A 13498-nucleotide genomic window follows, 5' to 3' on the forward strand; every position below is an offset into this window, starting at 1 on the left:
CCGGAAGAAGTCGGGGTGTAGCTTAGCCTGGTAGAGCGCTACGTTCGGGACGTAGAGGCCGGAGGTTCGAATCCTCTCACCCCGACCATCCATTTTCTGCCACCACAAGCCTGCGAAAGCAGGCTTTTGTGTCTATGCAGCCTGTGTGGGATCACGGATGATGGAAGCCTTCCACCGTCCATCCGCCACACCGTTACATGCCTGCCCCGCTGCCCTCCCCTCCGATGGAATCTCCCGGACCTGCCGGGTTGGCGCGCGTGCAGATGGCCAGGGCTGTGTGCAGCAGGGGGGCACCATCCAGGGGCCCAGTCGCGAGCCTGCGGGGCTCCGGCTTTGCTTCTGCAGGGCGGCCACGCATGCCGCAGTCCAGGACATCGACCGACACCCCTCTGCCTTCGCTCATGGACAGCCTTGCCGCATCCCTGTATCGGCCGGCATTCCTGCAGGGACAGGGCGCGTGATGGAGCTGGCCTGGGGTTTCGACGCCTGGGGGGGGGCCCTGCTCGGCCTGCTGGTCGGCAGCTTTCTGACTACCGTCATCCACCGGCTGCCGCGCATGATGGACCAGGAATTCGCCGCAGAATGCGCTGCACACCACCAGGCCCACTGCCGTTGCGGCGCCATCGGGGCTGATGCGGCCACCACAGCGCTGCTCACCCTGACCCACCCACGCCCACACTGCCCGCACTGCAGCCAGGCCATCGCCTGGCACGACCGCATTCCCGTGCTCAGCTACCTGGTTCTGCGGGGACGCTGCCGCAGCTGCCACGGCCGCATCAGCCTGCGCTATCCGTTGGTGGAGCTGGCCACGGCCGCAGGGTTTGCCTTTTGCACCGCGCGCTGGGGGTTCAGCCCCACGGGGCTGGCCTGGTGCGGCTTCAGCGCTGCGCTGCTGACACTGGCACTGATCGACTGGGACACCGAGCTGCTGCCCGATAGCATCACCTTGCCCCTGGCGTGGGCCGGCTTGCTGGCCAGTGCCCTCGCGTGGACCAGCGTGGCGCTGCCGGATGCGGTGTTTGGCGCCGCGGCCGGCTATCTGTCACTGTGGCTGGTGTACTGGGCCTGCAAGCTGCTCACCGGCAAGGAAGGCATGGGCTATGGCGACTTCAAGCTGTTTGCGGCGCTGGGCGCCTGGTTGGGCTGGCAGGCACTGGTGCCCCTGCTGTTGATCGCCTCGGTAAGCAGTGTGCTGGTGGCCCTCCCCATGCTGCTGCTCCACCGGCTGCGGGAAGGCGGTTACATTCCCTTTGGTCCCTTTTTGGCAGGGGCTGGCTTCGCCGCCATGGTGTTCGGTTCCGACACGGTGCTGCGCAGCCTGTTTGCTTTGGCAGGAATGTGATGCACCGACACCCTTTGCGCCTGGGTCTGACAGGCGGTATCGGCAGCGGCAAAAGCACCGTGGGCCAGATGCTGGCCGCACGGGGTGCGGCCCTGCTGGATGCCGATGCCATCTCCCGCAGTCTGACCGCCGCTGGCGGCGCGGCCATGCCGCTGATTCGCGAACGCTTTGGCAGCGAGGTGATCGGCGCCGATGGCAGCCTGAACCGGGCGGCCATGCGCACCCTGGTGTTCCAGCATGCCGATGCCCGCCACCAGCTGGAAGCCATCATCCACCCGCTGGTGGGCAGCACCACCGAGGCGCATGCCCAGGCTGCCATCGCGGCCGGTGCGCCGCTGCTGGTGTTCGACATTCCGCTGCTGGTGGAATCGCCCCGCTGGCCGGCACGCCTGGACCAAATCGTGGTGGTGGATTGCGCCACCGAGACCCAGATTGCGCGCGTGATGCAGCGCAGCGGGCTGGAACGCAGCGCCGTACAAGCGATCATCGCCACCCAGGCCACACGGCCCCAACGCCGCGCCGCGGCCGACTGGGTGATCTACAACGACGGCATTACGCTGGATCAATTGCGGGATCATGCGCATCAAATTGCTGACTTCTTCCAGCTATGATGCTATAAAGTCTGAAGATCAGATCGAAGCGCATTCTGCCTTTGCACGATTTCCGCAATGTGTCCCCAGATTGGATAAGCCTCCCCGGAAGCCGCCAGCGTGATCCTTTACGAATATCCCTTCAACGAACGGCTGAGAACCTATCTGCGCCTGGAGCAGTTGTTCCGCCGTCTCGGTGAGCTGCTGGAACGTGACACCGCGCTGGACCACCATTACGCGCTGGCCACGCTGTTCGAGCTGATGGATGTGGCGGCCCGCGCCGATCTGAAGGCCGATGTCCTCAAGGATCTGGAGCGCCACAAGGGCCAGCTGGACAGCTACCGCGGCAATCCATCGATTGCCGAGGAAATGCTGGACCACATCATCGGCCGGCTGGATACCGCCTTCACCGCCCTCAACAGCCAGGCCGGAAGAACCGGCCAGACACTGACCGAAAACGACTGGCTGATGGCCGTGCGCAGCCGCATGGGCATTCCCGGCGGCACCTGCGGCTTCGACCTGCCTGCCTACCACACCTGGAAACACCAGCCCAGCGAACGCCGGCGCGCCGATCTGCAGCGCTGGTCCGCCTGCTTCCAGCCGCTGTCGGATGCGCTGTTTCTGGTGCTGGGCCTGCTGCGTGATACCGGTACACCGCAGAAAGTGGCGGCCACCAACGGCCACTTCCAGCAGTACCTGCCCGCCGGCCGCAGCTACCATCTGCTGCGCCTGCGCATCGATCCGGCACTGAATCTGGTGCCCGAAATCAGCGGCAACCGCCTGATGGTGTCGGTGCGGCTGATGCGGCCCGACGAGGACGGCAAGCTGCAGTCCACCACGGAAGAGGCGGCTTTTGAGCTCACGCTCTGTGCCTGAGCAGGCTTTGCGCTAGGCTAGCCGCCCTATGACGACACCTGCCGATCCCTCTTCCCCGTCCTCTGCCAACCCGGATGCACCGGTGGTCAACTGCCCCACCTGCGGCCAGGCCACGCTGTTCGCGCGCAGCAACCGCTTTCGCCCCTTCTGCAGCGAACGCTGCAAGATGATCGACCTGGGTGCCTGGGGCAACGAGGAATTCCGCGTTCCCGTCCAGACCCCGCCGCAGGACGCACAGTACGGCGATCCGCGCTTCGAAGACTGAATCCGCCGGTTGAACGCATCGCTGCACACAGGCAGCGGCTTGCGATGCCAGGCTTTCCTCCCCCTGCTTGAGCGCCCGTACGGGGCAGCTTGCGCACGACCGCATGTGGACTGCGGCGGCGGCTGTGAACTTGTCCACAGACCGGCGCCGCAGAGGTGGTCTGCAAAGATTTTTTCAGTACACAAGAGGCAGCATGGCATGCCACGCGTGCAGAGTCTCTGCAGCCCGTGCAGCACGCGCACAGGCTGGCATTTATTTTTCTGCGGCAGCGACATCGTGGGCATACAACGCCCCATCGAACGGCAGACCGCGCTCGGCGCTCAACCACTCCAGCACCGGGTAGGAACCTTCCAGCACCGGACGCACCGTCAGCGGAAGCTGCTGCCAGGCCATCTGCTGGCCTTCGCGCATCTCGAACGCACCGTCCCACTGCGTGACCTTGCACCAGTGCAGCCGCACCAGGGCGTGGGAGTAATCGTGTTCCGTCACTTTCCAGGGGATGCAATTGGTGATGGTGATGCCCAGCTCTTCCTGTAGTTCGCGGCGCAGGGCCTGCTCCACGGTCTCGCCGGCTTCGAGCTTGCCGCCCGGAAACTCCCACCAGCCCGCCCGCGGCTTGCCGGCGGGGCGGCTGGTGATCAACAGCGCGCCATCGCTTTCGCGGATCAGCACGCCCACAGCGACTTCGGTGTGGGTACGGACGGCAGGGGTATCGGTCACAACAGTATTTCCTCTCACGGCGGCCCCAGGCCACCGGGCTTCAATCGGTTTCAGCTTCTTCGCCCAGACCGTCCACATCGGCGATGCGCTGGCGGCCTTCCACCTGGCGCTGCGCACGCCCGGCCCAGTCCCGGGCAAACTGGTGGGCCACGCGGCCGCTGCGCGAGCCGCGCTCCAGCGCCCAGACCAGGGCTTCGGGCCGGGAAGCCTCGATCTCCTCGGCCGACACGCCCAATGCCGACAGCCATTGCGCCACCACGCGCAGGTATTCATCCTGGCTGAAGGGGTAGAAGCTGACCCACAGGCCAAAGCGCTCGGACAGCGAAATCTTCTCTTCCACCACTTCGCCGGGGTGGATCTCGCCGTTCTCGCCCTTGGACTGGGCCAGGTTGTCGGTCATGTACTCGGGCAGCAGATGGCGGCGGTTGCTGGTGGCGTAGACCAGCACATTGGGGGTGGCGGCGCTGACCGAACCGTCCAGGATGGACTTCATGGCCTTGTAGCCGGGCTCTCCTTCCTCAAAGCTCAGGTCGTCACAGTAGATGACAAACTTCTCGGGCCGGCCGGCGACCACGTCCACGATGTCGGGCAGATCGGTCAGGTCGGCCTTGTCCACTTCGATCAGGCGCAGGCCCTGGGGCGCATACGCGTGCAGGCAGGCGCGGATCAGCGAGGACTTGCCCGTCCCGCGTGCGCCGGTCAGCAGCACGTTGTTGGCTGTACGGCCCTGCACAAATTGCTCGGTGTTGCGGGCAATCTTGTCTTTTTGCACGTCCACGTTCTGCAGATCGGACAGTTGCATGGCCCCCACATGGCGCACCGGCTCCAGCACGCCGCAGCCATTGGCGCGCTTGCGGTAACGCCAGGCAATAGCATCGTCCCAGCTGGCCGGCGCCTGCAGCGGCTGGGGCAGCACGGTTTCAATGCGCTGCATCAATTGCTCGGCACGGGCCACCAGGCGCTCCAGCGGACTCAAGGCGGACAGGGTGGAATCGGTCATGGCAGGGTCGGTCTCCGGAAATAGTGGTTTTGAGGGAGCCCCAGCACATGCAGCACGCGAGCAAGGCTCGCCATGGCTGAGGCCGGCAGCAGCGGTTCGCGCGGGTTCGACCTTGCCAGGGAGGAGCCTGCAGGCCAGGTGCCGCGCCGACACCATGGCAGGCTGCCACGGGACTCGACTTGGTGCGAACCGCCAGCCCCGGGTGCTCAGGAACGGTAGTCGGCGTTGATGGTCACGTACTCGTGGCTGAAGTCGCAGGTCCACACGGTCTGGCTGGCATTGCCACGGCCCAGCACCACGCGCACGGTGATTTCCTGCTGCTTCATCACGCGCTGGCCGTCGGCCTCCTGGTAGGACGGGTTGCGGCCACCGTTGACCACCACATGCACATCGTCCAGGAACAGATCGATGCCGGTCTGGTCCAGGTCGGTAATGCCGGCATAGCCCACGGCCGCCAGAATGCGGCCCAGGTTGGGGTCGGAAGCAAAGAACGCGGTCTTGACCAGGGGCGAATGGGCAATGGCGTAGGCAGCCAGACGGCATTCTTCTTCGGTCTTGCCACCATCGATCTGCACGGTGATGAACTTGGTGGCACCTTCGCCGTCGCGCACGATGGCCTGGGCCAGCAGGCGGGCCACCTCCAGCAACGCGGCCTTCAGGGCCTGGGCCTCGGCACCGTCCCAGCTGGCGATGGGTGCATGCCCGGCCTGGTGCGTGGCCATCAGCACAAAGCTGTCATTGGTCGAGGTGTCGCCGTCGATCGTCACGCGGTTGAACGAGCCATCGGCCAGTTCCTTGACCAGACCCTGCAGCAGCGCCGGGGCAATGGCAGCATCGGTGGCCACAAAGCCCAGCATGGTGGCCATATTGGGACGGATCATGCCCGCGCCCTTGCTGATGCCCGTCACGGTGACGGTCTTGCCGCCGATCTGCACCTGGCGGCTGTAGGCCTTGGGCTGGGTGTCCGTGGTCATGATGCCTTCGGCTGCGTTGGCCCAGTTGTCTGCCTGGGCAGCGGCAATCGCCTGGGGCAGACCGGCCACGATGCGGTCCACCGGCAGCTCTTCCATGATCACGCCGGTCGAGAACGGCAGGATCTGCTCGGGGGCCAGACCCAGTTCCTTGCCCAGTGCCGCGCAGGTGGCGCGGGCGTTGGCCAGGCCGGCCACGCCGGTGCCGGCGTTGGCATTGCCGGTGTTGATGACCATGGCGCGGATGCCCTTGCCAGCCTGCAGGTGCTCGCGCCCCACTTGCACGGGTGCGGCGCAGAAGCGGTTTTGCGTGAACACGCCGGCCACCGTGGTGCCTTCGTCCAGCAGGAACACGGTCAGGTCTTTGCGGTTGGCTTTGCGCACACCGGCTTCGGTGACGCCAATGCGCACGCCTGCGACCGGGTGCAGGTCTGCGGCAACGGGAGCGGGGAGATTCACGGGCATTGCAGGGCTTCCTACAGAAATTACAAACAGGGGCCGATTATCGGCCGATCATGCGGCCTCCACGTTACGCAGGCCTACGTACAAAGCACAACACGGGCCGCAGCCCGTGTTGTCAGAGATTCATGCCGGGGCGTCCATCAGGACAGCTTGCCGTGGCAGTTCTTGAATTTTTCACCGCTGCCGCAGGGGCAGGGATCGTTGCGTCCCACACGCGCACCTTCGGGCAGCTGGAAGGCTTCGGGCGCATCGCTCTTGTCGCCGTCGGCGCTGGCGTATTGCAGGCCTTGCACATGCTCGGCGCGGTGCTCGATACCGGCCGCCGCTTCCTGCAGCGCTTCGGGTTGTTGAATGCGCACGGTCAGCAGCACGCGGGTGACTTCGTTCTTGACCTGGTCGATCAGCTGGCGGAACAGCTCGAATGCTTCGCGCTTGTATTCCTGCTTGGGCTGCTTCTGGGCATAGCCGCGCAGGTGAATGCCCTGGCGCAGGTAATCCAGCGCCGCCAGATGGTCGCGCCAGTTGGTGTCGAAGCTTTGCAGCAGCACGGCGCGCTGGAAGTTCATGAACTGCTCGGAGCCCACCAGATCCACCTTGGCCTGGTAGACCGCGTTGGCGGCGGCCACGGCACGCTCCAGGATCTCTTCGTCGGTGGCGTGGTCGTTGGTCTTGAGCCATTCGACCAGATCCACTTCGACCTGCCAGTCCTGGGCCAGGGCTTTTTCCAGCCCGGGCACATCCCACTGCTCTTCCATCGACTCGGCCGGCACGTACTGGCGCACCACATCGCTGATGCAGTCCTCGCGCATGGCGGTGATCATGGAATCCAGCTCGGTGGCGTCCAGAATCTCGTTGCGCTGCTGGTAGATGACCTTGCGCTGGTCGTTGGCCACGTCGTCGTATTCGAGCAGCTGCTTGCGCATGTCGAAGTTGCGGGCTTCCACCTTGCGCTGGGCCGATTCGATGGAGCGGGTGACGATGCCGGCTTCAATGGCTTCGCCCTCGGGCATCTTCAGGCGGTCCATGATGGCACGCACGCGGTCACCCGCGAAGATGCGCATCAGCGAATCGTCCAGGCTCAGGTAGAAACGCGAGGAACCGGGGTCGCCCTGGCGGCCCGAACGGCCACGCAGCTGGTTGTCGATGCGGCGGGATTCATGGCGCTCGGTGGCGATGATGCGCAGACCACCCAGGGCCAGCACCTTCTCGTGGTCGGCGTTCCACTGTGCACGCAGCGCGGCAATCCGGGATTGCTTGGTGCCTGCATCCAGGCTGTCATCGTTTTCGATGGCCTGGACTTCCTTTTCAATGTTGCCACCCAGCACGATGTCGGTACCGCGACCGGCCATGTTCGTGGCAATGGTGATCATGCCTTCACGACCAGCCTGGGCAATGATGTCGGCTTCCTTGGCATGCTGCTTGGCGTTCAGCACCTGGTGCGGCAGGCCGGCCTGCTGCAGCAGCTGGTCGATGATTTCGGAGTTTTCGATCGAGGTGGTGCCCACCAGCACCGGCTGGCCACGCTCATGGCACTCACGGATGTCGGCAATCGCGGCGTCGTACTTTTCCTTGGTGGTCTTGTAGACACGGTCCAGCTGGTCTTGGCGCTTGCTGGGCTTGTTGGGCGGGATCACCACGGTTTCCAGACCGTAGATCGACTGGAACTCGTAGGCCTCGGTGTCGGCCGTACCGGTCATGCCGGACAGCTTGCCGTAGAGGCGGAAATAGTTCTGGAAGGTGATCGAGGCCATGGTCTGGTTCTCGGCCTGGATGGACACGCCTTCCTTGGCTTCGACCGCCTGGTGCAGGCCGTCGCTCCAGCGGCGGCCGGACATCAGACGCCCGGTGAACTCGTCGACGATGACCACCTCACCGTTCTGCACCACATAGTGCTGGTCACGGTGGTAGATGTGGTGGGCACGCAGCGCGGCGTACAGGTGGTGCACCAGCGCAATGTGCGCAGGGTCGTACAGCGAAGCGCCTTCCGGAAACAGGCCGGCATTGGCCAGAATGCGCTCGGCCACTTCATGGCCCTGCTCGGTCAGGAAGACCTGGTGGCTCTTCTCGTCCAGCGTGAAATCGCCGGGCTTGGTCACGCCTTCGCCGGTGCGGGGATCTTCCTCGCCTTCCTGGCGCACCAGCTGAGGCACCAGCTGGTTGATGGCCAGGTACATGGCCGTGTTGTCGTCGGCCTGGCCCGAGATGATCAGCGGCGTGCGCGCTTCGTCGATCAGGATGGAGTCCACCTCGTCGACGATGGCGTAGCTCAGGCTGCGCTGCACGCGGTCGGCCGCGTCGTACACCATGTTGTCGCGCAGGTAGTCGAAACCGAATTCGTTGTTGGTGCCGTAGGTCACATCGGCCAGATAGGCCTGCTGCTTTTCATCGCGCGGCGCATTGGGCAGGTTCACGCCCACGGCCATGCCCAGGAAGTGGTACAGCCGACCCATGGTGGCCGCATCGCGGCTGGCCAGGTAGTCGTTGACTGTCACCACGTGCACACCGTTGCCCGACAGCGCGTTCAGGTACACGGGCAGGGTGGAGGTCAGGGTCTTACCCTCACCGGTGCGCATTTCGGCGATCTTGCCGTCGTGCAGCGCCATGCCGCCCATCATCTGCACGTCGAAGTGGCGCATCTTCATGACGCGCTTGGAGGCTTCACGCACCACCGCAAAGGCTTCGGGCAGGATCTGGTCCAGCGTTTCCCCCTGCGCCAGGCGGCCACGGAACTCATCGGTCTTGGCACGCAAAGCTTCGTCGCCGAGCTTTTCGAACTCAGGCTCCATCGCATTGATGCGAGCCACCGTCTTGCGGTATTGCTTGAGAAGCCGGTCGTTGCGGCTGCCGAATAGTTTGGTGAGGAAGTTGGTGGCCATGCGAACAGACCCAACCAGCACAGCCCTACAGGCCCTGCGGCGGGTCAGAATCCCTAAGATGAAACTGCAGATGGGGACTGGCGCTGCTTCCTGCAAGAGCCGGAAAGCAGTGCAAGCCAAAAATTGATTCTAACTGTCTGCCACCCTGGGGGAAATGCCGCCGCGCCACAGCCCTTGTCCCAGCAGCAGTGCCCCGCATAATCCTGTGCTCCCCAGCCCGGTATTTTTCATGTCCCACAGCCCCATCACCCGCCGCCACCATGCCGTCTCCGTGGAGCAGGCCGCGCGCGAATCCCCCACGCTGGCCCAGCTGGTGGCATTGACCCAGGACTCCAAGGAGCGCCTGCGCTCCATCTTGCCGCTGGTGCCCCCCACCCTGCGCAACTGCCTGGAAGCCGGCCCCATTGAAGGCAGCACCTGGTGCCTGCTGGTGCGCAACAACGCCGCCGCCAGCAAGCTGCGCTACCTGCTGCCAGGCATGGAGGCGCACCTGCGTGTCAAAGGATGGGATGTGCAGCACATCCGCCTGAAGGTGCGCAGCACCCAGGAATGGGAAGCACGGTGAGCCATGCGGGCTGCACACAAAAGAGACGTGGGAAGGGGGGGGATGGTGCCGGTTGTCGGATTCGAACTGACGACCTACCGCTTACAAGGCGGGTGCTCTACCAACTGAGCTAAACCGGCGTTCTGACACTGCAGCGGTGTGCAGGACGGAAATCAAAACACGGGCTGCGTGCCAGCGCATGCAGCAAAAAGAGATGGTGCCGGTTGTCGGATTCGAACTGACGACCTACCGCTTACAAGGCGGGTGCTCTACCAACTGAGCTAAACCGGCTAACCGCTGATTCTAATGCAGGAATAATCTGCTCCAAGGGCAGTCCTGCATGTTTTCTGTCACTTCACCAATTTCAGCGAAGGACGGCCCCCACCCGAAGGCGGGCGCGGCTTGTCGCCGTCATCGTCCTCCGCGCGCGGCACGGCGGCCAATGGTGCCGCAGCGGTGTCCGCAGGCACCAGCTGCACCACCCGGTCGGACGCATCCGTTTCCACGCCATCTTCCGCGGCATCCACCACAGGTTCCGCGTCACCTTCGGCGTCGACCACGGCCCCGTCCACCACGGGGAAAGACATGCCCTGGCCGCTTTCGCGGGCGTAGATCGCCAGCACGCGCTCCACCGGCACCATGATCTCGCGTGGCTTGCCGCCGAAACGGGCCTTGAATTCAATGAATTCATTGCCCATCTGCAAGCCGCTGGTGGCGTCGTAGCTGACGTTGAGCACGATCTCGCCGTCGTTCACGTACTCGCGCGGCACCTGTACCGTCTGGTCCACACGCACGGCCAGATACGGCGTAAAGCCGTTGTCGGTGCACCACTCGTAAATGGCCCGGATCAGATAGGGGCGGGTCGACGTGGAGTCCTGGGCATTCATGGCAGCAAGCGGTGGATCAGATTTCAGGGGAACAGGGCCGGCAGGTCTTACTTGCGCATGACCTTTTCAGAAGGTGTCAGCGCTTCGATGTAGGCAGGGCGCGAGAAGATGCGCTCGGCATACTTCAGCAGCGGCGCAGCGTTCTTGCTCAGCTCGATGCCATAGTAGTCCAGACGCCACAGCAGCGGTGCGATGGCCACGTCCAGCATGGAGAAGCCTTCGCCCAGCATGTACTTGTTCTTCAGGAACACGGGAGCCAGTTGCGTCAGGCGGTCACGGATGTGGGCACGCGCCTTTTCGATGGCCTTTTCGTTGCCCTTGACATTGCGCTCTTCCAGCGTGTTCACGTGCACGAACAGCTCTTTTTCGAAGTTCAGCAGGAACAGGCGCACGCGGGCACGGTCCACCGGGTCACCAGGCATCAGCTGGGGATGGGGGAAGCGCTCATCAATGTATTCGTTGATGATGTTCGATTCGTACAGGATCAGGTCACGTTCCACCAGAATGGGCACCTGGCCGTACGGGTTCATCACGCTGATCTCTTCGGGCTTGTTGTACAGATCCACGTCGCGGATCTCGAAGTCCATGCCCTTCTCGAACAGCACAAAGCGGCAACGGTGGGAATAAGGGCACGTAGTTCCCGAATAAAGCACCATCATGGTGGAAGCTCCTAAAAATCAAAAAGAGTGGGACGCTCTACAGCGCCCACTCCACAAAGACCGAACCGCTTTCAACCGGGGCTGAAAGCGGCTGCAGACCGACTACTTACTTGACATCTTTCCAGAATGCGGCATTCAGTCTCCAGGCGATGAAGATGAACAGCCCCAGGAAGATCAGCACGCCCACACCCAGGCGAATGCGGGTATTTTGCGCTGGTTCGCCCATCCATTGCAGGTAGTTCACCAAGTCGCCAACTGCCTGATCGTACTGTACCTGCGTCATGGTGCCCGGAGTCAACTCCTCCCAGCCCTTGAACACATGGGTCTTTTGACCATGCACTTCCTGCTCTTCGAACAGGGCGCGGCGCTCACCTTGCAGCTGCCACAGCACGTGGGGCATGCCCACGCTGGGGAAGGCCAGATTGTTCCAGCCGGTGGGCTTGGTTTCGTCCTTGTAGAAGGTGCGCAGGAAGGTGTAGAGGTAGTCCGCCCCCGTGCCGTTGCCGCTGGCGCGCGAGCGCGCAATCACGGTCAGGTCGGGAGGGTTGCCACCGAACCAGTCCTTGGCCTGCTTGGGATCGATGGCCGAAATCATCGTCTCGCCCACCTTGTCGGTGGTGAACAGCAGGTTGTCCTTGATCTGCTGCTCGGTCAGACCGATGTCCTGCAGACGGTTGTAGCGCATGAAGGCGGCCGAGTGGCAGCTCAGGCAGTAGTTCACGAACAGCTTGGCGCCGTTTTGCAGCGAAGCCTGGTTGGTCGTGTCGACCGGGGCCTTGTCCAGCGGAACCAGCAGGTCGCCCGATGCCTGGGCACCGGTGGCGATGCCCAGAGCGGCTACCAGCGTGAGGATCAGTTTTTTCATTGTTGTTCTCTCCTAGGCTCAGTGGGGCTTGAAAGTCACGCGATCGGGCACCGGCTTGGGCGTGCCGATCTGGCTCCACCAGGGCATCAGGAAGAAGAAACCGAAGTAGAACAGGGTTCCGACTTGCGACACCCGTTCGCCGATCGGCGACGGAGGTTGCACACCCAGATAGGCCAGCACCACGAACACCACGACAAACACGGCGTACAGGTACTTGTGCCAGCTCGGACGGTAGCGGATGGACTTGACCGGGCTGCAGTCCAGCCAGGGCAGCGCGAACAGGATGATTACGGCACCGCCCATCACCACCACACCCCAGAACTTGGCGTCGATGGAGAGCATCAGGGCCACGGCCACCACGGCAGCACCACCCACGATGGCCTTGGCAATGCCGGGCAGCTTGGTCTTCACGAAGGTGAACAACGCAGCCAGGACCACGCAGGCGACCAGCACATACATCATCTCGGAAGTGATCGCACGCAGCATCGAGTAGAAGGGCGTGAAGTACCAGACCGGGGCAATGTGGTTGGGCGTCTTCAGCGGATCGGCCGGAATGAAGTTGTTGTATTCCAGGAAGTAGCCGCCGAACTCGGGTGCAAAGAACACCACCGCCGAGAACAGGAACAGGAACACCGCCACGCCGAAGATGTCGTGCACCGTGTAGTAGGGGTGGAAGGGAATGCCGTCCAGCGGGTGGCCTTGCGCGTCCTTGGGGGCGCTGGGTGCCTTGATTTCCACACCGTCGGGGTTGTTGGAGCCCACATCGTGCAGCGCCAGCAAGTGCGCCACCACCAGACCCAGCAGCACCAGGGGCACGGCGATCACGTGGAAGCTGAAGAAGCGGTTCAGCGTGGCATCACCCACCACATAGTCGCCACGGATCAGGATGGCCAGATCGGGACCGACAAAGGGAATGGCGGCAAACAGGTTCACGATCACCTGGGCGCCCCAGTACGACATCTGGCCCCAGGGCAGCAGGTAGCCCATGAAGGCTTCGGCCATCAGCGCCAGGAAAATGGCACAACCGAAGATCCAGACCAGTTCGCGCGGCTTGCGGTAAGAACCGTACAGAAGACCGCGAAACATGTGCAGATACACCACCACAAAGAAGGCCGAGGCCCCCGTGGAGTGCATGTAGCGGATCAGCCAGCCCCAGGGCACATCACGCATGATGTATTCCACCGAAGCGAATGCCTTCTCGGCATCCGGCTTGTAGTGCATCACCAGGAAGATGCCGGTGACGATCTGGATCACCAGCACCAGCAGCGCCAGTGAGCCGAAGATGTACCAGAAGTTGAAATTCTTCGGAGCGTAGTACTCCGACATGTGCACCTTGTAGGCCGAGAACGCCGTGGGGAAACGGTTCTCGAACCAGTTGGTCACCTTGGCGCCCGTGGACGCATTGGGATCGATTTCTTTGAATTCGTGGGCCATGTCGACT

13 protein-coding genes and 3 tRNA genes are annotated in these 13498 nt (G+C 63.4%); 6 read left to right on the forward strand and 10 right to left on the reverse strand.

The genetic code is table 11. The features are described 5' to 3' along the window. Positions 1-11: 11 nt before the first annotated feature. From B3349_RS06600 to B3349_RS06620, 5 genes are all read left to right on the forward strand, one after another. Positions 12-88 (forward strand) — tRNA-Pro (locus B3349_RS06600). 372 nt (positions 89-460) lie between these two features. Then, positions 461-1342 (forward strand): prepilin peptidase, encoded by an 882-nt coding sequence (locus tag B3349_RS06605; protein ID WP_291587450.1) that lies wholly within the window; start codon positions 461-463, stop codon positions 1340-1342. Continuing rightward, positions 1342-1953: a dephospho-CoA kinase gene (gene coaE / locus B3349_RS06610; RefSeq protein WP_291587451.1), complete on the forward strand. Its 612-nt coding sequence runs from the start codon at positions 1342-1344 to the stop codon at positions 1951-1953. Before B3349_RS06605 ends, coaE begins: the two co-directional genes overlap by 1 nt. Positions 1954-2052: 99 nt before the next feature. Continuing rightward, entirely contained in the window at positions 2053-2808 is a 756-nt protein-coding gene (gene zapD, locus B3349_RS06615; protein ID WP_291587453.1) for a cell division protein ZapD, read from the forward strand. 28 nt (positions 2809-2836) lie between these two features. After that, complete coding sequence (locus B3349_RS06620) at positions 2837-3073, forward strand: DNA gyrase inhibitor YacG (protein WP_291587455.1); 237 nt, start codon at positions 2837-2839, stop codon at positions 3071-3073. A gap of 252 nt (positions 3074-3325) precedes the next feature. Here B3349_RS06620 and B3349_RS06625 read toward each other — a convergent pair whose 3' ends face one another. The 4 genes from B3349_RS06625 to secA form a co-directional block, all read right to left on the reverse strand. Next, positions 3326-3793 (reverse strand): NUDIX domain-containing protein, encoded by a 468-nt coding sequence (locus B3349_RS06625; RefSeq protein ID WP_291587457.1) that lies wholly within the window; start codon positions 3791-3793, stop codon positions 3326-3328. Positions 3794-3833: 40 nt separating this feature from the next. After that, positions 3834-4793: an ATP-binding protein gene (locus tag B3349_RS06630; RefSeq protein WP_291587459.1), complete on the reverse strand. Its 960-nt coding sequence runs from the start codon at positions 4791-4793 to the stop codon at positions 3834-3836. A 206-nt stretch (positions 4794-4999) separates the two neighbouring features. Then, positions 5000-6229, reverse strand: coding sequence for a bifunctional glutamate N-acetyltransferase/amino-acid acetyltransferase ArgJ (argJ, locus tag B3349_RS06635; protein WP_291587461.1), 1230 nt, complete (start codon positions 6227-6229; stop codon positions 5000-5002). Positions 6230-6366: 137 nt separating this feature from the next. Continuing rightward, a complete protein-coding gene (gene secA / locus B3349_RS06640; RefSeq protein ID WP_291587463.1) occupies positions 6367-9102 on the reverse strand; it encodes a preprotein translocase subunit SecA in 2736 nt (911 codons plus the stop codon). 229 nt (positions 9103-9331) lie between these two features. On the opposite strand from secA, the gene B3349_RS06645 reads away from it, so the two are divergent. Then, positions 9332-9667, forward strand: coding sequence for a hypothetical protein (locus B3349_RS06645; protein ID WP_083520580.1), 336 nt, complete (start codon positions 9332-9334; stop codon positions 9665-9667). A gap of 43 nt (positions 9668-9710) precedes the next feature. On the opposite strand, the gene B3349_RS06650 is transcribed toward B3349_RS06645, so the two are convergent. From B3349_RS06650 to B3349_RS06675, 6 genes are all read right to left on the reverse strand, one after another. Next, positions 9711-9786 (reverse strand) — tRNA-Thr (locus tag B3349_RS06650). Positions 9787-9861: 75 nt separating this feature from the next. Beyond that, a tRNA-Thr gene (locus B3349_RS06655) sits at positions 9862-9937 on the reverse strand. Between the two features lie 59 nt (positions 9938-9996). Further along, on the reverse strand, positions 9997-10533 hold the full coding sequence (locus B3349_RS06660; RefSeq protein WP_291587467.1) for a ClpXP protease specificity-enhancing factor: 537 nt from the start codon (positions 10531-10533) through the stop codon (positions 9997-9999). A gap of 47 nt (positions 10534-10580) precedes the next feature. After that, positions 10581-11192, reverse strand: coding sequence for a glutathione S-transferase N-terminal domain-containing protein (locus tag B3349_RS06665; protein WP_291587469.1), 612 nt, complete (start codon positions 11190-11192; stop codon positions 10581-10583). A 106-nt stretch (positions 11193-11298) separates the two neighbouring features. Beyond that, on the reverse strand, positions 11299-12057 hold the full coding sequence (locus tag B3349_RS06670; protein ID WP_066540488.1) for a cytochrome c1: 759 nt from the start codon (positions 12055-12057) through the stop codon (positions 11299-11301). Between the two features lie 18 nt (positions 12058-12075). Next, positions 12076-13491, reverse strand: a complete 1416-nt coding sequence (locus tag B3349_RS06675; protein WP_066540486.1) for a cytochrome b — start codon at positions 13489-13491, stop codon at positions 12076-12078. Between the last annotated feature and the right edge of the window lie 7 nt (positions 13492-13498).

This window comes from Comamonas sp. UBA7528 (assembly GCF_002479375.1).
Classification (GTDB): Bacteria; Pseudomonadota; Gammaproteobacteria; order Burkholderiales; family Burkholderiaceae_C; genus Comamonas.